The sequence below is a fragment of the Streptomyces sp. NPDC043876 genome (assembly GCF_056435825.1).
In genome coordinates this window covers 412,336-433,982 of the sequence record NZ_JBWKDV010000001.1, presented here as the reverse complement: position 1 = coordinate 433,982, position 21,647 = coordinate 412,336, and the positions used below count along the sequence as shown (strand labels likewise).

The 21,647-nt window shown below is 72.5% G+C and carries 23 protein-coding genes; 9 read left to right on the top strand and 14 right to left on the bottom strand.

Features of this window, described 5'->3' with window-relative positions; genetic code table 11:
- Nucleotides 1-63: 63 nt before the first annotated feature.
- Together AC0693_RS02175 and AC0693_RS02170 are read left to right on the top strand one after the other, a co-directional pair.
- A complete protein-coding gene (locus AC0693_RS02175) occupies nucleotides 64-873 on the top strand; it encodes a LuxR C-terminal-related transcriptional regulator (RefSeq protein WP_469338852.1) in 810 nt (269 codons plus the stop codon).
- Complete coding sequence (locus tag AC0693_RS02170) at nucleotides 870-1,934, top strand: histidinol-phosphate transaminase (protein ID WP_478800987.1); 1,065 nt, start codon at nucleotides 870-872, stop codon at nucleotides 1,932-1,934. Before AC0693_RS02175 ends, AC0693_RS02170 begins: the two co-directional genes overlap by 4 nt.
- A gap of 84 nt (nucleotides 1,935-2,018) precedes the next feature.
- On the opposite strand, the gene AC0693_RS02165 is transcribed toward AC0693_RS02170, so the two are convergent.
- The 7 genes from AC0693_RS02165 to AC0693_RS02135 all read right to left on the bottom strand — a co-directional run bounded on the left by AC0693_RS02165 (nucleotide 2,019) and on the right by AC0693_RS02135 (nucleotide 8,263).
- Entirely contained in the window at nucleotides 2,019-3,701 is a 1,683-nt protein-coding gene (locus AC0693_RS02165) for a class I adenylate-forming enzyme family protein (RefSeq protein ID WP_478800762.1), read from the bottom strand.
- Nucleotides 3,702-3,781: 80 nt separating this feature from the next.
- Entirely contained in the window at nucleotides 3,782-4,660 is an 879-nt protein-coding gene (locus AC0693_RS02160) for a prephenate dehydrogenase (RefSeq protein ID WP_356404151.1), read from the bottom strand.
- A complete protein-coding gene (gene pabB, locus AC0693_RS02155) occupies nucleotides 4,657-6,852 on the bottom strand; it encodes an aminodeoxychorismate synthase component I (protein WP_478800761.1) in 2,196 nt (731 codons plus the stop codon). Before pabB ends, AC0693_RS02160 begins: the two co-directional genes overlap by 4 nt.
- Complete coding sequence (locus AC0693_RS02150) at nucleotides 6,849-7,172, bottom strand: chorismate mutase family protein (protein WP_356404155.1); 324 nt, start codon at nucleotides 7,170-7,172, stop codon at nucleotides 6,849-6,851. The genes pabB and AC0693_RS02150 overlap by 4 nt, the downstream gene beginning before the upstream one ends.
- Nucleotides 7,173-7,542: 370 nt before the next feature.
- The gene (locus AC0693_RS02145; protein WP_478800760.1) at nucleotides 7,543-7,689 is read right to left on the bottom strand and encodes a hypothetical protein; all 147 of its coding nucleotides are present in this window, start codon (nucleotides 7,687-7,689) and stop codon (nucleotides 7,543-7,545) included.
- A gap of 185 nt (nucleotides 7,690-7,874) precedes the next feature.
- Nucleotides 7,875-8,036: a hypothetical protein gene (locus tag AC0693_RS02140; protein ID WP_478742922.1), complete on the bottom strand. Its 162-nt coding sequence runs from the start codon at nucleotides 8,034-8,036 to the stop codon at nucleotides 7,875-7,877.
- On the bottom strand, nucleotides 8,033-8,263 hold the full coding sequence (locus AC0693_RS02135) for a hypothetical protein (protein WP_478800759.1): 231 nt from the start codon (nucleotides 8,261-8,263) through the stop codon (nucleotides 8,033-8,035). The genes AC0693_RS02140 and AC0693_RS02135 overlap by 4 nt, the downstream gene beginning before the upstream one ends.
- Before the next feature lie 200 nt (nucleotides 8,264-8,463).
- Here AC0693_RS02135 and AC0693_RS02130 point away from each other — a divergent pair, with 200 nt between their 5' ends.
- Complete coding sequence (locus tag AC0693_RS02130) at nucleotides 8,464-9,756, top strand: helix-turn-helix domain-containing protein (RefSeq protein WP_478800758.1); 1,293 nt, start codon at nucleotides 8,464-8,466, stop codon at nucleotides 9,754-9,756.
- Nucleotides 9,757-9,781: 25 nt separating this feature from the next.
- Entirely contained in the window at nucleotides 9,782-10,351 is a 570-nt protein-coding gene (locus AC0693_RS02125) for a GNAT family N-acetyltransferase (protein ID WP_478742926.1), read from the top strand.
- On the opposite strand, the gene AC0693_RS02120 is transcribed toward AC0693_RS02125, so the two are convergent.
- On the bottom strand, nucleotides 10,348-11,085 hold the full coding sequence (locus tag AC0693_RS02120; RefSeq protein ID WP_478800757.1) for a GntR family transcriptional regulator: 738 nt from the start codon (nucleotides 11,083-11,085) through the stop codon (nucleotides 10,348-10,350). The genes AC0693_RS02125 and AC0693_RS02120 overlap by 4 nt on opposite strands.
- 114 nt (nucleotides 11,086-11,199) lie before the next feature.
- Nucleotides 11,200-12,483, bottom strand: a complete 1,284-nt coding sequence (locus AC0693_RS02115; protein ID WP_478800756.1) for an MFS transporter — start codon at nucleotides 12,481-12,483, stop codon at nucleotides 11,200-11,202.
- 98 nt (nucleotides 12,484-12,581) lie between these two features.
- On the opposite strand from AC0693_RS02115, the gene AC0693_RS02110 reads away from it, so the two are divergent.
- Nucleotides 12,582-13,508 (top strand): LysR family transcriptional regulator, encoded by a 927-nt coding sequence (locus AC0693_RS02110; protein WP_469319935.1) that lies wholly within the window; start codon nucleotides 12,582-12,584, stop codon nucleotides 13,506-13,508.
- Nucleotide 13,509: 1 nt separating this feature from the next.
- Here the strand turns inward: AC0693_RS02110 and AC0693_RS02105 are convergent, their stop codons facing one another.
- Nucleotides 13,510-14,586, bottom strand: a complete 1,077-nt coding sequence (locus AC0693_RS02105; protein WP_478800755.1) for a LuxR C-terminal-related transcriptional regulator — start codon at nucleotides 14,584-14,586, stop codon at nucleotides 13,510-13,512.
- A 157-nt stretch (nucleotides 14,587-14,743) separates the two neighbouring features.
- Here AC0693_RS02105 and AC0693_RS02100 point away from each other — a divergent pair, with 157 nt between their 5' ends.
- Nucleotides 14,744-15,886 (top strand): ATP-grasp domain-containing protein, encoded by a 1,143-nt coding sequence (locus AC0693_RS02100; protein WP_469319933.1) that lies wholly within the window; start codon nucleotides 14,744-14,746, stop codon nucleotides 15,884-15,886.
- Nucleotides 15,887-16,042: 156 nt separating this feature from the next.
- Here the strand turns inward: AC0693_RS02100 and AC0693_RS02095 are convergent, their stop codons facing one another.
- A complete protein-coding gene (locus AC0693_RS02095) occupies nucleotides 16,043-16,753 on the bottom strand; it encodes a prolyl oligopeptidase family serine peptidase (RefSeq protein ID WP_356404167.1) in 711 nt (236 codons plus the stop codon).
- Between the two features lie 114 nt (nucleotides 16,754-16,867).
- Here AC0693_RS02095 and AC0693_RS02090 point away from each other — a divergent pair, with 114 nt between their 5' ends.
- The 3 genes from AC0693_RS02090 to AC0693_RS02080 all read left to right on the top strand — a co-directional run bounded on the left by AC0693_RS02090 (nucleotide 16,868) and on the right by AC0693_RS02080 (nucleotide 19,359).
- On the top strand, nucleotides 16,868-18,016 hold the full coding sequence (locus tag AC0693_RS02090) for an adenosine deaminase (protein WP_356404169.1): 1,149 nt from the start codon (nucleotides 16,868-16,870) through the stop codon (nucleotides 18,014-18,016).
- Nucleotides 18,017-18,152: 136 nt separating this feature from the next.
- The gene (locus tag AC0693_RS02085) at nucleotides 18,153-18,431 is read left to right on the top strand and encodes a hypothetical protein (RefSeq protein WP_356404171.1); all 279 of its coding nucleotides are present in this window, start codon (nucleotides 18,153-18,155) and stop codon (nucleotides 18,429-18,431) included.
- A gap of 157 nt (nucleotides 18,432-18,588) precedes the next feature.
- Complete coding sequence (locus AC0693_RS02080) at nucleotides 18,589-19,359, top strand: hypothetical protein (protein WP_356404173.1); 771 nt, start codon at nucleotides 18,589-18,591, stop codon at nucleotides 19,357-19,359.
- Nucleotides 19,360-19,386: 27 nt separating this feature from the next.
- On the opposite strand, the gene AC0693_RS02075 is transcribed toward AC0693_RS02080, so the two are convergent.
- From AC0693_RS02075 to AC0693_RS02065, 3 genes are read right to left on the bottom strand one after another with little or no spacing between them, the layout of a single operon-like run.
- Nucleotides 19,387-19,596: a PspC domain-containing protein gene (locus AC0693_RS02075; protein ID WP_356404175.1), complete on the bottom strand. Its 210-nt coding sequence runs from the start codon at nucleotides 19,594-19,596 to the stop codon at nucleotides 19,387-19,389.
- Between the two features lie 37 nt (nucleotides 19,597-19,633).
- A complete protein-coding gene (locus tag AC0693_RS02070) occupies nucleotides 19,634-20,281 on the bottom strand; it encodes a VanZ family protein (protein WP_478800754.1) in 648 nt (215 codons plus the stop codon).
- Between the two features lie 43 nt (nucleotides 20,282-20,324).
- Entirely contained in the window at nucleotides 20,325-20,936 is a 612-nt protein-coding gene (locus tag AC0693_RS02065) for a PH domain-containing protein (protein WP_469338816.1), read from the bottom strand.
- Nucleotides 20,937-21,647: the final 711 nt, after the last annotated feature.

The following is a 21,647-nucleotide window of genomic DNA, read 5'->3' as shown; positions in this document are numbered from 1 at the left end:
AAGCGACCCGTCACGAAAGTCATCACAAAAGTCATCACGAGAGCCATCACGAGAGGCCACGCCATGAACACCACCCAGGGAGCCACCTCCACCATCGACCCGCTCGACACCCTGCTGCGGATGGCCGACACCCTCGGCAGCCTCTCCCGGTACGCCGCCGAGAGCGCCGAACACGCCACGGCCACCGGCATCCTCCCGCCGCTCCCCGCCGCCGCCCCCGGCATCGAGTACCTGCACGGCGGCGACGACATCACCCGCGCCATCCACGAGGCGCTGCGCGGGGCCCGCCACGAGATACTCACGGCGCAGCCCGACGGGCCGCGCCCCGACGCCACCCTCGACGAGGCCTACGAAGCCGTCCGCGGCCACCTGGACCGCGGCGTCGCCATGCGCACGCTCTACCAGCACAGCTCCCGCTTCCACGAGGCCACCAAGCGGTACGTGGGCTGCGTACAGGCCCGCGGCGCGCAGGTCCGCACCCTCCCGGAGTTCTTCAACCGGATGATCGTCATCGACGGCGAGGTGGCGTTCATCCCCGCCGACGACGCGCGCAGCTCCGCCGTCCTGGTCCGCGACCCCGCCGTCAGCCGCTTCCTCGTCGACGTCTTCGAGAAGGCCTGGGACCGCGCCGAGCCCTACCCCTTCCGCCCGGTCCGCGCCGCGGACGCCGCCTGCGAGGTCATCCCCGACATGCGGCGCGCCATCCGCAAGCTGCTCATCGAGGGCCGCTCCGACAAGGCCATCGCCCGCCGGCTCGGCATCAGCCTGCGCTCGGTCCAGGGCCACGTGTCCAGCCTGCGCGACGAGTTCGGCGCCGAGCACCGCTTCCAGCTCGGCTACCTGATGGGCCTCGCCGAACGCGACGGGTCCTGAGCGCGCTCCCGCCCCCGCCCGCATCCCGCGTCCCGCACCACCGCACCCCTTCCCGAAAGGACCCCGCCGTGTACCTGCTCGCCGCCAACGAGAACCCCTACCCGCCGCTGCCCTCGGTCGCCGAGGCGCTCGCCGAAGCCGCCGGCCGGGTCAACCGCTACCCCGACCGCTTCTCCACCGAGCTCACCGACCGCCTCGCGGACCGCCTCGGCGTCCCCACCGGGCAGCTCGCCCTCGGCGCGGGCTCGGTCGGGGTGCTCCAGCACCTCCTCCAGTCCTTCGTGCGCGAGGACGGCGACGAAGTCCTCTTCGCCTGGCCGTCGTTCGAGGCCTACCCGCACCTCACGGAGCTCGCCCGCGGCGTCGCCGTGCGCGTCCCGCTCGGCCCCGGCGCCGTCCACGACCTCGACGCGATGGCCGCCGCCGTCGGCGAGCACACCCGCGTGGTCCTCGTCTGCAACCCGAACAACCCGACCGGTACCACCGTCCCCGGCGCGGACCTGGAACGGTTCCTGGACCGGATACCGGCCGGCGTGCTCGTCGTCCTGGACGAGGCCTACCGCGAGTTCGTCACCGACCCGCTCTCGGCCGACGGGGTGGCGCTGCTGCCCGGCCGCCCCGACCTGGTCGTCGTCCGCACCTTCTCCAAGGCCTACGGCCTGGCGGGCCTGCGCATCGGGTACGCCGTCGCCCACGAGCCGGTGGCCGCGCGGATCCGGGCGGCCGTCGTGCCCTTCGGGGTGAACAGCGCCGCCCAGGCCGGGGCGGTGGCCTCGCTGGACGCGGAGGCCGAGCTGCTCGCGCGGGTCGAGACGCTGGTCAAGGAGCGGGAGCGGACCGCGCTCGCGCTCACCGACCTCGGGCTCGCCCCCGCCCGCAGCGAGGCGAACTTCCTGTGGCTCGGACTCGGCGCCCGCGCCGCCGCGTTCGGCGCCGCATGCGCGGAAGCCGGGGTGGCCGTTCGGGCCTTCCCCGGCGAGGGGGTCCGGATCACGATCGGTGACCCGGAGGCCAACGACACCGCTCTCGCGGTGGCCGCCGCCTTCGCGCCCCGGCCCTGATCCGGCCCCCGTTCCGCTCTGCCGCCGCCCTGTCCCGGTCCGCCCCTCGCCGGGCCGGGACAGGGCCGTCCCATGTGGTTGCGCTCAGCCCGCCGCCGCGAGCGTCTTGCCGGTACCGGCCCGGAGGTAGCTGCCGAGGTCGGCGTACTTCTCGCGCAGCTTGCGCTTGAGCACCTTGCCGGTGACACCGACCGGGAAGTCGGCCTCGTGCGCGGCGACTTCGAGCAGGCGCAGCGTCGGGTGACCGGCCGCGGCCAGCGCCTCGTTCGCGCGGATCAGCAGCTTCTCGACGTCGTCGGCGCCCTCCTTCGTGGTCACCACGGCGACCGGGACGATGTCCTGGCCCTCGCCGCCCGCGACCACCGCGACGTCCTCGAAGGCCGGCACGTCGTTCAGCAGGACCTCCTCCATGAGCACCGAGTACGCGGGCCCCTGGGCGGTCTGGATCTGGTCGGCGGCGCGGTCCACGAGGTAGAAGTCGCCGTTCGCGTCCTTGTACGCCATGTCGCCCGGCAGCCAGTGCCCCGCCAGCTTGTAGCGGTAGGTGGTGGCCGAGTCGCCCCAGTAGCCGGGGGTGATCGCCGGGCCGCGCGCGGCCAGGAAGCCGACCTCGCCGACGTCCGCGTGGCTGCCGTCCTTGCGCAGGATCGCCACCTCGGCGACGCCCACCGGCTGGCCGGCGCAGCGGTCGTTGCGCTCGGAGTCCCGGGTCCGGATCTTCAGCAGGACGCCCCAGCCGAGCTCGGTGGTGCCGAGCCGGTCGAAGAACTGCGCCGAGTCCAGCTCCGCCGAGCGCAGCGAGAGCACCTTGTTGATGTGCGCCTGGTGCACCGCGTCGCCGATGGACACCCAGGAGTTGACGCTGTCCAGGGCGCCGTCCGCGCTGTCCAGGGAGGCGAGTTCGGCGTAGGAGTGCGCGAAGGCCATCACCGCGGTGGGCCGGTGCGCGGCCACCGTCGCCGCCAGGTCGGCGCCGTCGCGGTCGCTGTGCGCGACGACCGGGGTCCCGGCCAGCACCGCGTACACGGTGAAGGCGATGCAGCCCAGGTGGGACTGGGGAAGCGCGGTCAGCATCAGCGCGCCCGGGTTCTCCTTGAAGTCCACCAGGCGGAACTGCGGGCCCGCCACGATGGTCTTGTGCGTGTGGATCGTCGGCTTGGGGCGGCCGGTGGTCCCGGAGGAGTGCAGGATCACCACCGGGTCCTCGCCCACGTGCCGCCAGTACGCGTCCTCGGGCAGTTCCGCCGCCGGCGGCGCGGGCAGCGCCTCCTCGGTCTCGGTCCAGACCAGCCCGTCCAGGGCGGAGCCGGTCGCGGCGAGCCCGTCCAGCCGCGCCCGGTCGGCGTACAGGCCCACCGGGGCGGTCTGCTCGATCAGGGACTCGGCGATCGCCGGGGTGGCCTTGCTGTTGATGAGGACGGCGATCGCGCCGATCTGGGCGATCGCGTAGAAGTGCACCGAGTAGGCGAAGGAGTCCTCGAACCACACGGCCACCCGGTCACCCGGCTGCACGCCGCGGCTCAGGTACCAGGCGGACCAGGACTGGGCGAGGCGGTCGATCTCCGTCAGGCTGTAGTCGTACTGCTCCACCCCGTCCAGGTTCGTGATCGGCCGGGTGGAGTGGACGAAGGGGGTCGTCGGGCTCGGGCTGGCGGCGAGCGCGGAGCGCAGCAGGTTTCCGCCGCCGACGCTCTCGTCGGCCGCGAGCGCGGCGCGCTGGGCGGGGTTGAGGACGGTGTCGGCGAAGCCCGGGCGGGAGTCGGTCATGTCTCTCGTGCCTCTCAGTCGGTGGCTGTACGGGGGTACGGCGGACCGGGACGGCGCCGTACGGGGTGCGGGGTCCGGGGTCAGACCGAAGCGAAGATCCGCGCGCAGAGCTCGCGGTAGTTGTCGAGTTCGGCGCCGAGGGCGCCGCGGACCGTGGCCATCAGGGCCGCGAAGTCGGCCTCGTCGCCGTCCTTGACGGTGTCGGCGAGCCGCCGGGCCGCCTCGGCGAGCGCCGTACGGGCGCCCGCCGCCTGCGGGTTGGCCGCCTGGACGTCCCAGTACACCTCCGGGGTGCCGGAGGAGACCCGGGCGAGCAGCGAGGCGAGGGTCTTGTGCGGCGGCGGGGCGATCCGGCCGACCTCGACGCTGTCGGTGCCGAGCCCGTGCAGGGCCAGCCCGAAGGAGAGGACGGTCGCGTGGGTCAGCGCCTGGGAGACGGCGGTCAGCCGGTCGTGCTCGACGGCGTCGACCCGGACGACCCGGGCCCCCCAGGACTCCACCAGCCCCAGCAGTTCGGTGGTCAGCGGCCCGTCGTAGGTCACCGACGCGGCTACCACCCGGCCCTCGAAGCCAAGGGCGGGGGCGAACATGGGGTTCAGGCCGAGGCCCTCCACCCCATCGAGGTGCGCGCTCAGTTCCTCGGCGATGCGCTGCTTCACCGAGAGGGTGTCGACGAGCAGGGTGCCCGGCCGCATCACGGCCGCCACCCCCTTGATGGAGGCGAGCGCCACCGGTTCGGGCACCGCCAGCATCACCACGTCGGCGAGCCGCAGCTCCTTCTCCAGGGCCGGCGAGATGTCGGTGATGTCGCCGTGGATGCGGCGCGCACCGCCCGCGGCGGGTTCCCCGGCGCCGGCCGGGTCCACCACGCAGATCATGATCCCGCTGCCGAACAGCTTCTCGGTGAAGAGCCTGCCGACCGCGCCCTGCCCGCCGACGATGACCGCGCGGCGGATCACGCCGCGCTCCCGGAGCTCCGGGCGGCCGAGGAGGCCGCGGGCGGGGCGGCGGCGGGCGGGGCGGTGCCGGCGGGAGCCGCGACCGGGTGCAGGGCGGTGCCCACCACGGCCTGGACCATGGCCCGGGACTTCACCACCGTCTCCTCGAACTCCTCGTCGGCGTCCGAGAGCGCGATGACGGCGCCGCCGACACCGAAGGTGACCCGGTCCTCCGTCGCCACCAGGGTGCGGATGACGATGTTCAGGTCGGCGGCGCCGGAGAGCGCGAACCAGCCGAGCGAGCCGGAGTACACCCCGCGGGCGCCCTCCTCCAGCCGGTCGATGATCTCCATCGTGCGCACCTTGGGCGCGCCGGTCATCGAACCGCCGGGGAAAGCGGCCCGGACCGCGGTCACCGCGGACTCGCCGTCGCGCAGCGTGCCGCGCACGGTGGAGACCAGCTGGTGCACGGGCGCGTACGTCTCCACGTGGAACAGCTTGGGCACGTGGACCGAACCCACCTCGGAGACGATGTTGAGGTCGTTGCGGATCAGGTCGACGATCATCAGGTTCTCCGCCTGGTCCTTCTCGTTGCCGAGCAGGTCCTGGCGCAGCGCCTCGTCCTCGGCCGGCGTGGCACCGCGCGGCCGGGTGCCCTTGATCGGCTTGGACTCGGCGGTGCGGTCGGTGCCGATGGTCATGAACCGCTCGGGGGAGCCGCTCAGCACCGACACCCCGGGGAAGTCCAGGAGCGCGCCGTAGGGGACGGGACTGATCCGGCGCAGCGCCGCGTAGGTCTCCAGCGGGTCGATCCGCGCCTTGATGCCGACCTGGTTGGTCAGGCACACCTCGTAGCTCTCGCCGTCGGTGATCTCCTGGTGGATCTCCGCGATCCGGTCCAGGTAGCCGGTCCGGTCGTGCCGCATCCGGATGATGCCGGCGAGCGCGGGGTCGGTCATCCCGGTGGTGGCGAAGCGGCGCGGGGCGCCGCCGGCGGCGGCGGCCGGGGCCGGGCCCAGCGCCATCAGGCGGGCCGCCGTGCGGTCGAGCCAGTCGGCGGCGTCGCTCTCGGTGGCCGCGCCACGGGTCAGGGCGAGCAGGTAGGTGGCGCCCTCGGCGTGGTCGAAGGCGACCATGCGGTCCGCGAAGAGCAGGGCCGCGTCCGGGGTGTCGGCCTTGTGGGCCCGGTGACCGCCGGTGTCCGCCTTCAGCTCGTAGCCCAGGTAGCCGACGTAACCGAGATTGAACTCGAAGGGCAGCCCCTCCGGCACCTCGATCCGGCGCCCGGCCAGCTGCTTCTCCAGGTAGTCGAAGACGCTCTCCTCGACGAGTTCGTCGCGGCCGTCCCGGCGCTGGACCCGGACGGTGCGCTCCAGCACCTGGTAGGTGAGGTATTCGGCGAGGGGGCCGGTGCCGTCGCCCATGAAGGAGAACCGCGACAGGCCCTCGGTGACGTTGCTGCTGTCCAGCCAGAAGCCGTGGTCGTTCCCGGCGAACAGCTCCCGGTAGGCCTCCTCGGTGTCGGGCAGCATCGTCACCTTGCGGACCTGGACGGCGTACGCCGCCGCGCCCGGAGCCGCGGTGCGGCGGGCGCCCTCGGCCAGCGCCAGGTCGCGGAAGTTCGCGAGGAGTTCGCGGCCGTACCCGCTGCTGATCGACTCGGGGTGGAACTGCACCCCCCACACGGGCAGGCTGCGGTGGCGCACGGCCATCACCACGCCGTCCGACGTCCAGGCGGTCGGCTCCAGCTCCTCGGGCAGCCGGATCGCCGCCAGCGAGTGGTAGCGCACCACCGGGTAGGGGGAGGGGATGCCCGCGAAGATCTCCCCGCCGGTGTGGGTGATCTCGGAGACCCGGCCGTGCATGGGCTGCGGCGCGTGGCCGACCTCGCCACCGAAGAGGTGGCAGATGCCCTGGTGGCCGAGGCAGACGCCGAGGACGGGCAGCCCGCTCTCCAAGATGGCGCGGGCGCTGATGCCGAAGTCGCGGGCGCGCTCGGGGCGGCCGGGGCCGGGGGAGATCACGATCGCGTCGTAGTCGTCCATCGACAGCGTCGACCACTCGGTCTCGTTGGTGACGACGACCGGCGGGCGGCCGTTGACCTCACCGAGCAGCTGGTAGAGGTTGTAGGTGAACGAGTCGTGATTGTCTATCAGGAGCGTCCGGAGGGTCCGCGGGGCGAGGGGCGTCCGCGGGGCGGGTGCAGTGTTCATGATCCGATCACCAAGTCCTCGACCCGGCAGGTCTCCTCGATCACCAGGTCATAGAGTGCGCGAAGGAAGTCCCGGTCGATTCCGTGGGCGGTCCCGAAGGCCGCGGCACGTTCCTGGACCAGCCCGATGCGGTGCGGCTGCATCATCGGAATGCCCTGGTCCTTCTTCACGAGGGCGATCTCGACACACACGCCGATGCGCGCCCGTAAGTCCTCTAGGAGCCGCTCGTCGATCCGGTCGAGCTTCGCGCGCAACTCGTCTATGCCGGCAGTGGCTTGCGCCGTGCCCTTCATGACTACCTCCCGGTCGATCCGCGTCACGGATATCGCTTCATGCACTCAGCGTGACGCGCCGGGACGGGCGGTGAAAGGGAGGCCAAGGCTCAGGTCTGCGCACTGCGCATGAGGGAACGTTCCGCCGCGCGGAGCCCGTGCAGGCCCCGGACCGCGCCGAAGGCCCCCGGGACGGCGGGGGGCCGTCGGCGGGCACGAGGGCCTCGCCCTCGCTGCCGCCACCGTGCGTTGCGCAGTTCCCGGGGTCGATCGGTCCGCACCCGCCCGGCACGGGGGTATGGAAGCAGTCCCCCAAGGCGGTGTGTGTGCGCACCTGTTGGTCAGCGGGGCCCGAGGACGATGACGCTGAAGATGCCGATGACGATCAGGACGTACAGGGCCTGGCGCACCCACTCGTTCACCGGGCTTGTTCCTGTGCCTGCCGTGCGCTGCGGCGGGCTTGGCGCCGGTCTTCTTCGGCGAGCAGGTCGTGGATCGCTTCGGCGAGGGCGACGGCCTTCGGCCAGCCGTCCGGGAGACGGGTCGCGATATGCCATGCGGCCAAGGCGGCCGCGGCCTCCATGGTCCGGAGTCCGTCCCTCTGGAAGTGGACGCACCGGACGCCGTGGGCTACGAGCCTACCGGCGTCGCTCAGGTACGCCAGGCAGTCCGCGGTGATCGCGCTGTCAGGTGGCCGGTCCGCGTGAGCGAGTACATACGCCGCCTCCTGGGCCAGCCGTGACTCCCGGCTCACCGCGCGAGCCGCCGGACCGGCTTGCACGATGGGTCCCGCAGGTCGTGCGCCCAGTCCGAGGGGCGAGCACCGGATGCCGAGTGGCGGATGAACTCCCGCCCGCCGGTGCGGATCGGGCGGTCGCAGACGGCACAGATCCGCACCGGGGTCGTGCTCACAGCCGCTCCAGGGTGTCCGGCGCCGCGGTGAACTCCAGGCCGCTCGCCGCCCGGACGTACGCGGTCCGGGTGTGCTTCGCGGCCCCGGCGACCGTGCCGAGGTACTCCTCCACCACGGCCATCAACTCGCCCTCGCGGCCGGATTTGGGGTCGCGGACTCGCTGGTGCAGGAGGGGGTGGTCGACGTGTCCGAAGGTTTCGACCGGCCTGTGCTCGCGTACTTCCATCGCAGCGCTCCCTAGCGTCATCAGCGGGTGGTGGCTTCAGCCTCCCTTCAGTGGACAAGTCCATCGAGGACGCAGAGCGGAAGTTCAGCGGCAGTTCGGCGGCATTGGGCACCCGGACCGGAAGGGAATTGCCGCACAGAACGCATCTGCCGATTCACTCCGGATACGTTGTGTCACGTCCCTACGGCAGGAGCAGAGTCATGCGGACCCCCGCCAACGAGAGGCTGTTCGCGGCCAGGACCGCGAAGGGCTGGTTTTCCCAGGAGCAGGCCGCCGAGGAAATCTCGAAGGCCGGAGCCGCAGCACTCGGCCGGCCCGGGTACGCGATCAGCGTGCGAACCTACCGCGCCTGGGAGTCGAAGAACCCCCCATGGCCACGCCCCGATCAGGCGACCGCGCTCCGGGCCGCGTTCGGCCGCGGACCGGAGGTGCTCGGCTTTCCCGGCCTCCAGGAGGGCATGTTTGACAGCCCGGCGGGCCTGCGGGAGATGATCCCGCCTGTGGACCGACGAACAGCAATGGGTGCTGGCGTGGCCGTGATCGGCCTGCCCTGGCTCAATCCCTCATCCGCCCGTGCGGCCACCGAGCTACGCATCGGCCGCGAAGAAATCGATCTCCTCACCGAGACCGCCACGGACCTCGACGCCATCGACCAGCGATTCGGCGGGGACCGGCTGTGGCGCACGGCCAAGATGCACCTGTCATGGGTGCATCACGTGATAGATCACGGCGTCTACAGCGACGACATCGGCCAGGAACTCCACACCATCGCCGGGCAGCTCACAACGTCGCTGGGGTGGTTCTGCTACGACGCAGAGCAGCAGACCGAAGCACGGGTGTACTTCTCCGAGGCCCTGAACACCGCGATGATCTCGGGTGACGACCAGTTGGCGACCCGGACCCTGTCGAACATGGCCCGCCAATCGGTGGATCTCGGCAAGCCGCGCGAGGCGATCCGCTTCGCCCGTACCGCCGAGCGTCATGCGGTGCGGTGGAATGCCCCGGCCCGGGTGGGTGCGCTCCTCGCGATCAGGCTGGCCCAGGGCTACGCACGGCTCGGTGACGAGATGAACACCTCGTATTCGGTCAAGCGGGCCTGGCAGGCCTTCGACCGGGGCATCAGCGATTGTGATCCGGAGTGGACCAGCTTCCTCAACGAAGCCGAACTGGTCTGTCTGGAAGGCATGTGCCGCTCCGATCTCGGACAGCACAAGAGGGCCGTTCGGCTCCTCGACCGGTCCGCTGCCCTGCAGGACATCCAGCACTCCCGCAACCGGGGCATGTGCCTTGCCCGGCTGGCCGATGCCGCCGTCCAGGCCCACGAGCTGGACCGCACCGCCGAGGCCGCGCGGGAGTCGCTGCGGCTCATCCGGGGTGGGCAGTCCTCCATGCGCAACCGGAGGCAGCTCACCTTGGTCAAGGACAGGCTTCACGGCAATCCGAGCCCTTCGGCCCGGGAGACGGCTGATTTGATCGCCACGCAGATCGCCTAGCGCGAGCACGGAAGGAACCCACCACATGACCCATCGCACCACGCCTCGGCTCGTCTTCACCCGCCATGCTCCCGAGGCGGCGCGCGCCCTCATCGGCGAGTTCCTCGCTGTGTACAGCGAGGTGTACGACGTACCTCCGTACATCGGTGACCCGTTCTTCTCCGTGACGACGTACGGCGAGCGGCTGACTGCCGCCTTCGACATGGAGGGCTTCGAGGTCGTCACCGCCCACCTCGATGACGGCACCCTGGCCGGATACGTTCACGGCGTCACGCTCACACCGGACCGGGCTTGGTGGGCGTCCCTCGTCGACGAGCTTCCTGCCGACGTTACCGATGCGGCCGAGGCCGGGAAGGTGTTCTGGCTGCGGGAATTGATGGTTCTGCCGAAGCACACGGGACAGGGGATCGGCCGGGCCCTGCACGATGAGATGGTGGCCGGGCGCGGCGAGCCGTGGACCACGCTGACGTGCATCACCGACAACGAACCCGCCCGCTCCGCATACCCGCGCTGGGGCTACGAGGTCTTCGGCCAGATCAAGCACGCCGCCGAATCCCCGGTCTATGACGCCATGCTCCTGCGACCTTCGTCCTAGCTCTGGAAGTTGTACTGCATCACGTAGGAACCGGCGTCGAGAAGCATGTGGTTGACCTCTACCGGGTTTCCCTCGGCCGTGAGGGCCGTCCGGTAGATCTCCACGACCGGAGTACCAGGCAGCAGGTCGAGGGCCTCGGACTCCTCCGGACTGGGCATCCGGGCCCGCAGCTCCTCCACGAAGTCGACCGGCCCGTGGCCGATGTCGGCGAGCCGGGCGTAGACCCCGCCGGGGCCGGGGTTCGGTTCGGCGATCGGGGTGGTCCGCACCAGGTCCGCAGCGAGATACGACGTGGCCTTCTGCACCGCCGAGCCCTCCATCAGGTAGCGGCGACTACGCACCAGCACCGCCGCGCCTTCCTCCAGGGCGAGGGCGCGCGCCACCCAGCGCGGCGCGACGGACTCGTAGACCTCGATGTCCACGACGTCCATCGGACGGCCGCTCACATCGGCGGACCAGACCGAGTTCCCGGAAGACCACTGCGACCGGGCCAGCCGCTCGGCCGCCACCCGGCGGACCGGCGTGAACTCGCGAACGTACGTCCCGGCACCCGGGCGTGCGTAAGCGGCGCCTTCGCCGATGAGGAGCTTCAAGGCGTTGGCCGCCGTCATCTTGGCCACGCCGTACTGCTTGACCAGTGCTGGTTCGCCGGGCAGCCGAGCACCGGGACCGAACTCGCCGGAGTCGATCCGTGCCCGCAAGTCGTCGGCGATCTGTCGCGCCGTCTCGGGCATGATCGACCTCGATTTCTCCCTAGGGTGGCACCACGTTAGCCAACGTCCTGCGCGTTCGCTAAGCAGCTGCCCGGGACGGGTCGGACACGCCCGGGGAGCCAGGGATGGCCGGCGTCAGCGGGCGACCGCCGACAAGTGCATGCCGCGGCGCTCGGTGCGGGCCGCGTGGGACCCGTACAGCGTGATCGAGACGACGCCCGCCACCGCGAGCAGTGCGATCCCGGCCGTGGCCCCCCAGCCCGCCCAGTGGTAGGCGAGCGCGCCGAGCGTGCCGCCCGCGCTGCTGCCCAGGTAGTACGCCGACTGGTACAGCGCGGAGGCCTGCGCGCGGCCGGACTTCGCGGTCCGGCTCACCGAGGACGAGGCCACGGCGTGCCCCGCGAAGAAGCCCGCAGTGATCAGCACCAGCCCCGCCAGGATCGCGGCCAGCGCGTCGGACAGCGACAGCAGCAGCCCGAGCGCGGTCGTGGTCACCGCCAGGTACAGCGCGCCCCGGCGCCCGGTCCGGGCCACCAGCTGCCCGGCGGCCGCGGAGGAGACGGTACCCACCAGGTACACCAGGAAGACCGAGCCGATCACGCCCTGCCCGAGCGCGTACGGCTCCTCCGCCAGCCGGTAGCCGATCACCGTGTACACCGCCCCGAAGACGGTCATGAACAGCGCGCCGATCCCGTACAGCCGCACCAGCAGCGGATCGCGCAGGTGCCCGGCGACGGTACGTCCGACCGCGCGCGGGTTCAGCGACGCCGGACGGAAGAACCGCGCCCGGGGCAGCAGCACCAGGAAGGCCACCGCGCAGAGCAGCGACATCACGCCGACCGTGAGCAGCCCGCTGCGCCAGCCCCACGCCTGCGCCGCCCAGCCGGTGACCAGACGGCCGCTCATCCCGCCGATGGAATTGCCCGCGACGAACAGCCCGATCGCCCCGACCAGCGCCTTCGGCTTGACCTCCTCGGCGAGGTAGGCCATCGCCGAGGCCGGGATCCCGGCGATCGCCGCGCCCTGCACCGCGCGCAGCGCGACCAGCCATTCCAGGTTCGGCGCGAAGGGCACCAGCAGGCCCACCGCGACCGCCGTCACCATCGACCAGGTCATCATCCGGGTCCGCCCGAACCGCTCCGACAGCGCGCTGAGCGGCAGGACGAAGAGGGCGAGCGCGCCGGTGGCGGCGGAGACCGTCCAGCTGGCCTGACCCGCCGTCACCCCGAAGCCGTCGGAGATCGCGGGCAGCAGCGCCTGCGTGGAGTAGAGGAGGGCGAAGGTGGCGAGCCCGGCGGCGAAGAGCGCGAAGCTCATCCGGCGGTAGCCGGGGCGGCCGGGGGAGCGGGGCTCCGGAGCGGGGAACGACGGGGTGGAGGCGGCCACGGTGGTGGACGCCCCGGTATGAGCGGGAGGCATACCCCGAAAGTAGGCCCGTTCTTTTTATGCGTCCAATGCGCGGAATGGCGATAATCGATACATCCACGCATGAGTGCAGCTCAGGGGAGCGCCTGTCAATGACTCGTTACGAAGAAGACATGAGCGTGACAAGTTCGCTGGCCCCGCGCCTCGCGTACTTCGCCGCCGTCGCGCGGCACGAGCACGTCACCCGCGCCGCCCAGGAACTCGGCGTGCCGCAGCCCACCCTCTCGCGGGCCATCGTGCGCCTCGAACAGGACCTCGGCGTCGCCCTGTTCGCCCGCCGGGGCCGCACCGTCGCCCTCACCACCGCGGGGCGCACCTTCCTCGCCTCCACCGAGAAGGCCCTCGACTCCATCGCCCGCGCCGCCGCGTCCCTCCAGCGCGACGCCGACCCCGAGGCCGGCAAGGTCGCCTTCGGCTTCCTCCACACCCTCGGCTCCGAAACCGTCCCCGGCCTCATCCGCGCCTTCCGCGCCGACCACCCCAAGGTCCGCTTCTCCCTCGTCCAGAACTACGGCGAGGCCATGCTGGAACGGCTGCGCGCCGGCGAACTCGACCTCTGCCTGACCTCCCCGCTGCCCGTCGCCCCCGACCTGGTCGCCCGCCGGCTGGACGAACAGCGGCTGCGCCTGGTGGTGCCGGACGACCACCGGCTCGCCGGCCGCAAGCGGATCCGGCTCGCCGAGGCCGCCGAGGAAACCTTCGTCACCCTCGAATCCGGCTACGGGCTGCGCCGGATCACCGACGACCTGTGCGCCGAGGCGGGCTTCACCCCGCGGGTCGCCTTCGAGGGCGAGGAGGCCGAAACCCTGCGCGGCCTGGTCGCCGCGGGCCTCGGCGTCGCCCTGCTGCCCCCGCCCGCCGTGCCGCGGCCCGGCGTGGTCGAACTGACCGTCACCGCCCCGCGCGCGGTGCGCGAGATCGGCCTCGCCTGGCTGGACGGCCACCCGGACACCCCGCCGGTGGCCGAGTTCAAACGCTTCCTGCTCTCGCGCCGCGGCCGCCTGATCCCCGAACTCTGACCTACGCCCCGCCGGCGGTCTCCCCTTCCGCCCCTTCCGCCCCGTCCGCCTCGGCCCCGTCCGCCCCCGCTTCCTCCGCGCCCGCGGTGGCCAGCAGGTACCCCGCGTGGAACCGGGACTTCGCCCCCACCGCCCGCATGACCTCCGCGATGTGCCGCTGGCACGTCCGCTCCGACATGCCCAGGCGCCGTGCGATCACCTTGTCCTCCAGCCCCTCCGCCAGCATCCGCACGATCATCCGGCGCAGTTGGTCCGACAGCAGCCGCGCCTGGTCCGGCCCGACGCTCGACGCGAAGGGCTCCGCCTGCACCCACGCCCGCTCGAACGCCTCCCGCATGAAGTGCACGACCGCCGGTTCGCGCACGAGCAGTGCCGCCCCCGCCGCGTCCGGGACCGCCATCAGCGCCGTACGCCCGTCGATCACGATCATCCGCATCAGCCCGTCACCGAGGGTGCGGACCTGCGCCCCGCGCGCCGTCACCCGGTCGACGTATGCCGCGGTCGGCCGGGAGTAGCGCGCCGTGTGCTGGTAGAGCGTCCGCATCCGCACGCCGCGCGCCAGCACCGATTCGTCCCGCCCGATCGCCTCCTCCAGCGCCTCGGCCGGGCGCCCGCCGCCGGGCTGCGAGGTCAGCACCTCCCGCTCGCAGGACGCGACCAGCTCCCCGATCAGCCCCCGTACGGCGCCCAGGTCCGTCACCAGCTCCAGCGGGGCCGGCCCGCCCAGGTCCCGCCGGGCGATCCCCGCCTCGTACTCCGGCACCAGCGCGTCCAGCCGCCGGCGCACCCGGTCCATCTCGTCGTGCGTCTCGCGCACCCGCAGCGCCAGCGGGGCCAGCGCCCGCGCCACCGCCGCCCGCGGCGACACCACGCTCCAGCGGGGCGCGCCGTCCTCGCCGGGCCCCGCCGGATCGGGCTGCAGCAGCCGGGCGGCCACCAGCTCCGTGACCGCGGCGGCCGCCCGCACGCCCAGGGCCGCGGAGGCCTCGGCCGCGCCGAAGGCGTGCCGCTCGACGGCGTAGGCGTACAGGCGCCGGGCGGCCGGACTCAGGCCATCCGCATCGTCATCGGCAGGCATATGCGTATTCGTCCCGGAAACGAAGGGGTTGTAAACCCCTCGGGTTCTCGCAGGGCGCCAAGACGAGGCCTGGCAGCGGCCCCGCGGCATATGCCGAACCGGCAGGCTGAACCCACGGCCCCGGCCCTCCGGCCGGCGGCGCGAGCAGGACCCGGGGGTGGACACGGTGCACAGCGAAAGCCCCAGACCCGTCGCCCTCCTGCTGAGCCCGCGCCCCGCCGTGGTCGCCGCCGCCCGCCGGGCGGGCGCGCGTCCCGTGGTGGTCGCGCCGGCCGCGTCCGTACCGTCCGTCCGTGAGGGGGCGGAACGGCCGGTACGGACGGACTGGCGCGACCACCGCTCCCTGACCGCGGACCTCGCCCGGCTGGCGGCGGTCCGCGACCGGCGGGCCGCCGTCTTCGGGTTCGACGCGGCCGGCTCCCTCGCCGCCGCCCGCGCCAACGAGGCCCTGGGCCTGCCCGGCACCTCCAGCGACGCCGTCACCGCCCTCATGGACAAGGCCGCCCTGCGCGCCCGTACCAACACCGTCCTGCACCCCGGCCACCCCGTCTCCTTCGCCCGCTGCGGACGCGCCGCCCTGCTCCCCTTCATCGCCGATCTCATCGGCTACCCGTGCGTGGTCAAACCACGGGCGGGCGCCGACGGCGAGGGCGTGCGCGAACTCACCGGCCCCGCGGACGCGCGGGCCGCCTCCCGCTTCTACCCCGAGATCACCGACCTGCTCGTGGAGGAGCTCCTCGAAGGCCCCGAACTCACCGTCGAAGCCCTCTCGCGCGGCGGCCGCCACCGCATCCTCGGCTGGACCCGCCGCTTCCCCGGCCCCCGGCTCACCACCGCGGGCCACCAGTTCCCGGTGCCGCTCGCACCCCGGCCGGCCGCGTCCGTACGGGCCTACGTGCGCCGGCTCCTCGACCTGGCCGGGCACCGCGACGGCCCCTCCCACACGGAGGTCATCCTCACGCCCCGCGGCCCGCGCCTGGTGGAGGCCCACGCCCGCCCCGGCGTCATGGAACCCGACCTGCTCCGGCTCGCCACCGGCATCGACGTCCTCGCCCTCGCGGTCGCCGCGGCCCTGGCCCTCCCGCCGCCGCCCCTGCACCCCCGCGCGGCCCACGCGGGGGTGCGCTACGTCGACGTCCCCCCGGCCCCGCCCCGCCCCACCGCCCTGGCCGCCGCCCGCGCCGTCCCGGGCGTCATCCGCATCCACCTGTCCACCCCCCGCCCCTACATCCTGGCCACAGCCCCCACCGCCCAAGCCCTCACCACCACCCTCACCCAAGCCACCACCCTCCTGAACTGACGCCCAGCCACATCAGCCCCGCCCAGCAAAATCAGCCCCGCCGGCGTTTGAGGCGCGGGGCCCGGGGCGGAGCCCCGCAACGAACCCGCACCCACCCGGAGGCCGTCCCGCACAGGGCAGAGGGAACCTCCGGGTCCGGGACGAGACGCCCCGCCCCTACCCCCGCCCGAAGCCGGAACCCAACGGCATGCGCAACCCCAAAGGCGGCGGAGCCGCAAGCGCATCCACCACCGGCCGCGCATACCGCCCCGCCCCCACCGTCCCGAGGACGAAGTCCACGCCCAGCGCCACCACTTCCGCCCGGTGCTCCCGCAGCCCGTGCCCGTCCGAGTGCACCTCGAACCGGCAGGTGGCCCGGTTCGCCTTCTTCGCCCGCGCCGCCAGCCGGAACGACGCCTCCGGATCACAGCGCGCGTCATCGGTGCCGTGCACGATCAGGACGTGCCGCCCCGACAGCTGCTTCACCGGTTCGGGCGCCCCGCCCGCGTCCGCCTCCGGCAGCCGCGGCGCCAGCGCCACCACGCAGGTGACGGCCTCGTGCCCGGCCGCCGCCAGCGCCGCCCGGCCGCCCGCGTCGTAGCCGACCAGGCACACCGGCACGTCGCCGTAGCGGCGTAACGCCTCCTCCACGGCCCACCGCGCGGCCTCCTCCCGCCCGTCCGCGCCGTGCCGGACGGTGTGCGTGACCAGCCCCTCGGCCCCGCCCGCCCGGGCCAGCGCCCGCGCGAGCGGCCGCACCGGGCCGGAGGAGAACCAGGACGCCCCGGGAAGCAGGAGCGCCACACCATTGACTGTCGAGCCCGGCCCGTTCGCGCCGGCCGCCCGCCCCAGGCGGGCCCCGCGCGCCGGCGGCGCATGCTGTGCCATGGCGGAACATTCTCAGACCGTCGGGTGTACGCCACCCGTCCGCACGGTCACTGTTACGTATCGACCCCGTCGGCCTGTCCCGCGCTCTACGCGCGTAGGAGCTAGAGTGCCCAGATGACGAGCGAGACCCCCAACCTGCCCACCCCGGATCAGATCCGCCGCTCCCCGAAGGTGCTGCTCCACGACCACCTCGACGGTGGCCTGCGCCCCGGGACCATCATCGAGCTGGCGGACAAGGCCGGTTACGAGAACCTCCCCGAGACCGACGCCGCCAAGCTGGGCGTCTGGTTCCGGGAAGCGGCCGATTCCGGCTCCCTGCCGCGCTACCTGGAGACGTTCGCGCACACCTGCGCCGTCATGCAGACGAAGGAGGCCCTCTTCCGGGTCGCCTCCGAGTGCGCCCAGGACCTGGCCGAGGACGGCGTCGTGTACGCCGAGATCCGGTACGCCCCCGAGCAGCACCTCGAAGCCGGCCTGACCCTCGAAGAGGTCGTCGAGGCGGTCAACGAGGGCTTCCGCGAGGGCGAGCGCCGCGCGCGGACCAACGGCAACCGCATCCGCATCGGCGCCCTGCTCACCGCGATGCGCCACGCGGCCCGCGCGCTGGAGATCGCCGAGCTGGCGAACCGCTACCGCGACAAGGGCGTCGTCGGCTTCGACATCGCCGGCGCCGAGGCCGGGTTCCCTCCCACCCGCCACCTCGACGCCTTCGAGTACCTCAAGCGCGAGAACAACCACTTCACCATCCACGCGGGCGAGGCCTTCGGCCTGCCGTCGATCTGGCAGGCCCTGCAGTGGTGCGGCGCGGACCGCCTGGGTCACGGCGTGAAGATCATCGACGACATCGAGGTCGCCGCCGACGGCTCGGTCACGCTGGGCCGCCTGGCCTCGTACGTCCGGGACAAGCGCATCCCCCTGGAGATGTGCCCGACGTCGAACCTGCAGACGGGTGCGGCGCTCTCCTACGCCGAGCACCCCATCGGCCTGCTGCGCAAGCTCCACTTCCGGCTCACGGTCAACACCGACAACCGGCTGATGAGCGGGACCAGTATGAGCCGGGAGTTCGAGCACCTGGTCGACACCTTCGGGTACTCGCTCGACGACATGCAGTGGTTCACGGTCAATGCGATGAAGTCCGCGTTCATTCCTTTCGATGAACGGCTGGCCATGATCAACGACGTGATCAAGCCGGGCTATGCGGAGCTGAAGTCGGAGTGGCTGTTCCAGCAGACCGCTTCCACCAGCGGTTCCGTCTCGGCATAGGCCATGGCTTGACGTACTGAAAGCGCCCGGGAGGAGCAATTCCCGGGTGCTTTCTCATATTTACGGATGTTTGCGGGAGGGGGTTTGAAGTGACTAGTTTGCGGAGCCGCTCAATTCCCCGTCGCAAGGACTCTTCATGAAGAAGTCAGCCAAGACTCTCGGTGTCGCCGTCATCGGTGCCGCCTTCGCCGCGGCCGCCGCCGGTACCGCCTCCGCCGCCGTGCCCGCGATCGGTGTCACCGACGCGCTCGGCACCGTGACCGCCGCCGCCCAGGGCATCACCAGCCAGCAGAAGGTCGCCGCCGGCGAGGAGGGCCAGAGCCAGTCGAGCGACCCGGCGGAGGCCCTCAAGCCCGTCACCGGCCTGCTCGGCGGCCTGCCGACCAGCAACCTCCCCGGCGGCCTCGGCGGCTGACCCCGCCGCAGGGCGGGTCCGCACATCGCACAGGGATTCGCGCGTACACACGCGGGGCGCACACCCCTTCGAGGGGGTGGGCGCCCCGCCGCCGCCTGTGCCACGATCACCCCGAACTGCTCACCGCCGCACCGGGTACGAGGTCGAGGACATGCGCATGAAGGCACGAGCGGCCGCGGTCGCATCGCTGGCACCCTTACTCCTGGCCGCCGCCGGCTGCACCTCCGCGGGCGGCCCGGCAGCGGACGGGACCCCGGACCCGAAGGGCTCCGCGGCCACGCGGGCCGCCGGCGCGCCCGGTTCGGCAGGCGCCACCGCGGGAGCCTCCGCGGGCGCCTCCGCCGCGCCGCGCACCGGCACCGTGCTGGAGAAGTCCGCCCTGGAACAGGGCGACCTCGTCGGCTACCAGATCTCCGCCCAGGGCAAGAACCCCAACGCCCCCGACGGCCAGCCGCAGGCCGACAAGAAGCCCTGCCAGCCCCTCGCCGACGTCATGGGCGACAAGCCGGACCCGGCCGCGCGGGAGATCGTGAACCGGGGCGTCGGGTCCCAGACCCAGATGGGCCTCGCCATCTCGGACACGCTCAGCGCCTACGGCGAGAGCGACGCGAAGCGGCTCATGGCCCGGCTGAAGACGGCCGTCGCCGCCTGCGGCGGGGGATTCAACGCCACCGTCGAGAAGCAGACCGGCAGCTACCGCCAGGTCAAGGCCGTTCCGTACAGGACCGGGGGCGACGACAGCGTCAGCTGGACGGTCGTCGCGGCCGCCCAGGGCGTTTCGGCCCACGTCCACCTGGTCCTCGTACGCCAGGGTTCGACGATCGTGCGGCTGATGGCGCTCAACGTCGCGGACGCCCGGCGCGGGACGGAAGTGCCGCACGACCTCACGGACAAGCAGGTCCAGAAGATCAAGCAGACGATGCGCTGAGCCGGCCGTCGGCGGCCGAAGGCGGCGCTACCAGGAACCGGTTCCGGCGGCGCCGGTCCTGTCGTTCGGCAGGACCACCCACAGGGCCAGGTAGATCAGGAACTGCGGGCCCGGCAGGAGGCAGGAGACGGCGAATATGAGACGCATCGTGTTCGCGGACATACCGAAGCGTCGCGCCAGACCGGCACAGACTCCGCCGATCCATCGTCCGTCACGGGGGCGGGCAAGGGCGCTCATGGTTTCTCCTTCGTAGGGATCGCTTTCTCGCGATGCCTCAATACTCCCGGGGAATCGCCGACAGCACCTCGGTCCACGGGCCGATACCGACCCTGGCAACTCTCGGGGTCGGCCCCTGAGAACGCACCGGAGAGGCGGCCGGAGAAGAAGCGGGGGACGAGACCGGGGACGGCGAGACCGGGGACGCGGGCCGCGAGGCGACCCGCCGCACCGAGCGCCGCAGCCGCGCGCGCAGGGCCGGTACGACGGCCAGGTGCGCCAGCACCACGCCCGCCACGTTCAGCAGCACCGCGTCGACGTCGACCACCCGCCCCGGCACCGCCGTCTGGAGCATCCCGATGCTGACGGAAATCAGCGCACCCGCGGCGACGGTCCGGCTCAGCGAGGCCCACGCCGCCAGCGGCGACGGCGCCAGGCGGCCGCTGACCAGGGGGAAGAGCACCCCGAGCGGCGCGAGCAGCACCAGCGAGGACCCGATCCGGCGCGCCGCCTCCAGCGGCCCGTAGGCCAGGTCGGCTCTGATCCCCTCGAAGAGGGTCAGATTGGCGGAGGCGGCCCATGGCACGTCCAGGGGTCGCAGGGTCACCCAGGCGACGAGCAGGAGGTGGGCGGCCAGCAGACCGCTGCCCACGAGCCGGAGCCGGAGTTGAATGGCGGCGCTGCCGCCGGCTTCATGACGCTGCACAGCTGCGAAGACGCGACAGACGGTAGCCGCGGTTCCGGCCGGTTCAGCGTGTGGCGAGGAGCACGATCAGAGCGACCGCTCCGATCACCGCCGGCGCGATGATCTCGTACGACCAGCGCACCGTCACGCTGCCCTGCGCCCCGGCCCGGGAGGTCCCGCGCTCGGCCAGCTCCGACAGCTCGCTCACGGCTTTGTCCGCCCCGGCCTGAACCGGATCCTTCGCGGCCGCCGCGTCCGCACCGGCGGCGCGCCCGGCCCGGCGGTTGGCCTTCTTCCGCTCGCGCAGCGAGACCGGGATCGACCACAGCTGGTACTTGGTCCCCTCGGCCAGCGCCTCCGCCGAGTAACCGGCGCGCACCGCGTCCACGGCAGCCCAGGGCAGCTCGATGGTGCGGAAGGGGTTCCGTACGCGCATCCGGTTGTCGTTCGCGAAGACCGCGGGCCGCAGCGTGAACGCGACGATCAGCGGCACCCCGCACACCAGCACGGCCCCGGCGATCCACCGCGCCGACCCGGACCCCTGGAACAGGGCGTCCCCGCACAGCCAGGCGATCAGCGCCAGCAGCAGCACCCCGGTGACCATGGCCATGGGGGAGCGGTAGACCCGGTCGTCGTAGACCGGCTCGTCGGCAGCGGGGGGCACGGGGCTCGTCATGCCCCTGATTCTGCCGCACGGCGGTTCGGCGCGGGTGTCCCGGCCCGGCTGCGCCGAGGAGCGGCTTCGCCGCTCGTGGGTAGGTTTCGAGCTTCGGGGTCGGGTTGGTTCCGGGGGCTGCCCGTCAGTTCAACTGTCTCTCCGGGGTGGGCCGTGCCCTCAAGGGCGCTCCTTCGTCGCGTCGCTGCGCGATGGCCTGCGGCCACCCTTGACCGCCCAGCCCACCCCGGAAAGCCAAGAACTGTCGGGCCGCCCCCGGGGGAGGCAGGGGGGAGGCTGCCCATTGCCTGAGGCCCGTCGCCCGGCCGAAGGCCGAGTGGGCCTGATGCCCCGCCCTTCGGGCGGAAAGAACACCACTAATCGCTACGCGCTCCCCCGAGAGAAGCGTCTGCGAGCTGCGTGGGGCTGAGACTTCGGTCAGATGGGTGTTGGTCCGGGTCTGGTGCCCGGCCGCCCCAAAAGTCGAGATCAAAGCATTACAAAAGGGACGCATTGAGCGGCTGTTGAGCGTCGACGGCTGCTTGACCCTCGTGAACTCTCGTCTGGCCGAGCTTTGAGTCCCGCCGCGCCCCTCACCAGCCCAAAACAATCCGCAGACGCCTCTCTCGGAGGAGCGCGTAGCGATTAGGGGCGCTCTTGTCGCCCGAAGGGCGGGGCATCGGCCCCACTCGGCCTGCGGCCGGGCGCGGACCGCCAGGCAGCGGGCACCCT

Excerpts from the sequence above, each read along its gene's own strand:
- pabB (WP_478800761.1), bottom strand. The coding sequence starts at position 6,852 with ATGAACACTGCACCCGCCCCGCGGACGCCCCTCGCCCCGCGGACCCTC.
- AC0693_RS02125 (WP_478742926.1), top strand. The coding sequence starts at position 9,782 with ATGACCCATCGCACCACGCCTCGGCTCGTCTTCACCCGCCATGCTCCC.
- AC0693_RS02095 (WP_356404167.1), bottom strand. The coding sequence starts at position 16,753 with ATGGCACAGCATGCGCCGCCGGCGCGCGGGGCCCGCCTGGGGCGGGCG.
- AC0693_RS02120 (WP_478800757.1), bottom strand. The coding sequence starts at position 11,085 with ATGCCCGAGACGGCGCGACAGATCGCCGACGACTTGCGGGCACGGATC.
- AC0693_RS02090 (WP_356404169.1), top strand. The coding sequence starts at position 16,868 with ATGACGAGCGAGACCCCCAACCTGCCCACCCCGGATCAGATCCGCCGC.
- AC0693_RS02110 (WP_469319935.1), top strand. The coding sequence starts at position 12,582 with ATGACTCGTTACGAAGAAGACATGAGCGTGACAAGTTCGCTGGCCCCG.
- AC0693_RS02165 (WP_478800762.1), bottom strand. The coding sequence starts at position 3,701 with ATGACCGACTCCCGCCCGGGCTTCGCCGACACCGTCCTCAACCCCGCC.
- AC0693_RS02065 (WP_469338816.1), bottom strand. The coding sequence starts at position 20,936 with ATGACGAGCCCCGTGCCCCCCGCTGCCGACGAGCCGGTCTACGACGAC.
- AC0693_RS02105 (WP_478800755.1), bottom strand. The coding sequence starts at position 14,586 with ATGCCTGCCGATGACGATGCGGATGGCCTGAGTCCGGCCGCCCGGCGC.
- AC0693_RS02130 (WP_478800758.1), top strand. The coding sequence starts at position 8,464 with ATGCGGACCCCCGCCAACGAGAGGCTGTTCGCGGCCAGGACCGCGAAG.
- AC0693_RS02075 (WP_356404175.1), bottom strand. The coding sequence starts at position 19,596 with ATGAGCGCCCTTGCCCGCCCCCGTGACGGACGATGGATCGGCGGAGTC.
- AC0693_RS02115 (WP_478800756.1), bottom strand. The coding sequence starts at position 12,483 with ATGCCTCCCGCTCATACCGGGGCGTCCACCACCGTGGCCGCCTCCACC.
- AC0693_RS02135 (WP_478800759.1), bottom strand. The coding sequence starts at position 8,263 with ATGGAAGTACGCGAGCACAGGCCGGTCGAAACCTTCGGACACGTCGAC.
- AC0693_RS02080 (WP_356404173.1), top strand. The coding sequence starts at position 18,589 with ATGAAGGCACGAGCGGCCGCGGTCGCATCGCTGGCACCCTTACTCCTG.
- AC0693_RS02175 (WP_469338852.1), top strand. The coding sequence starts at position 64 with ATGAACACCACCCAGGGAGCCACCTCCACCATCGACCCGCTCGACACC.
- AC0693_RS02085 (WP_356404171.1), top strand. The coding sequence starts at position 18,153 with ATGAAGAAGTCAGCCAAGACTCTCGGTGTCGCCGTCATCGGTGCCGCC.